Consider the following 1,341-nt stretch of genomic DNA (forward strand, 5'->3'; position numbering starts at 1 on the left):
CGTAGTCGATCAAAGCGGTGCAACCGATACGCAGAACTTAACCATTACCGTGCACGGCAAAGATGATACGGCGATCATCAGCGGTGCGGATATCGGAATGGTGAGAGAAGATACCACGCTGCAAGCGACGGGCACGCTCAGTGTAAGTGATAAAGATGCTGGTCAGGATCATTTTCAAGCGGGCGATATCCAGGGTGTACACGGAACATTACACCTTCAAGCGAATGGTACCTGGACCTATGATCTAGATAATCAAAGTCGCGACGTGCAGCTGCTCGGTGCAGGCTCCTCGCCGATCAATAATACGCTGACCGATGTGATACAAATCCATTCGGCAGACGGCACCGCACACAGTATTTCGGTGACGATTACAGGTATTAACGACGCGCCCGTTTTGAGTGTCATTACAGCACAATCGGCAAGAGAGGGTGATAGCACTAAGACCACAGGTGTGCTTACCGGCTCGGATATTGATACGAATGACCAACTTACCTTTAGTGCACCGAATGTAGATGGTTTTGTACTAAAGCAAGATGGTAGCTATAGCTTCGACCCAAGCCACGGTAGTTATAACCATTTGGCGCAAGGCGATGTACAAACCATCACCATCCCTGTGACAGTAACTGACCTAGCTGGCGCGACTGATACCAAGAATCTTGTCATCACCCTAACGGGCACAAATGACGCGCCGGTATTACAGCAAATCCAAGCGCAAAGCGTGACAGAGGATGGCCAATTGCTAACGGGCCAGCTTACAGCAACGGATACTGACGACCATGAAGTCACTCGTTACAGCGTAATGCAGCAAGTTGATGGGTTTACCCTGCATGCAGACGGCAGCTATAGCTTTGATCCGAGCCATGCGAGTTACCAACACCTAGCCGCAGGTCAAGTTCAAACGCTGACAATACCCGTTGGCGTAGTCGATCAAAGCGGTGCAACCGATACGCAGAACTTAACCATTACCGTGCACGGCAAAGATGATACGGCGATCATCAGCGGTGCGGATATCGGAATGGTGAGAGAAGATACCACGCTGCAAGCGACGGGCACGCTCAGTGTAAGTGATAAAGATGCTGGTCAGGATCATTTTCAAGCGGGCGATATCCAGGGTGTACACGGAACATTACACCTTCAAACGAATGGTACCTGGACCTATGATCTAGATAATCAAAGTCGCGACGTGCAGCTGCTCGGTGCAGGCTCCTCGCCGATCAATAATACGCTGACCGATGTGATACAAATCCATTCGGCAGACGGCACCGCACACAGTATTTCGGTGACGATTACAGGTATTAACGACGCGCCCGTTTTGAGTGTCATTACAGCACAATCGGCAAG

Annotated in this window: 1 protein-coding gene; it reads left to right on the top strand. The window is 50.5% G+C overall.

The annotated features are described in order from the left end of the window. Positions 1-1,341 (top strand): VCBS domain-containing protein (locus A3762_RS05265; protein ID WP_197469043.1); only part of this gene is annotated, 1,341 nt, incomplete at both ends.

It is taken from the genome of Oleiphilus sp. HI0125, assembly GCF_001635355.1.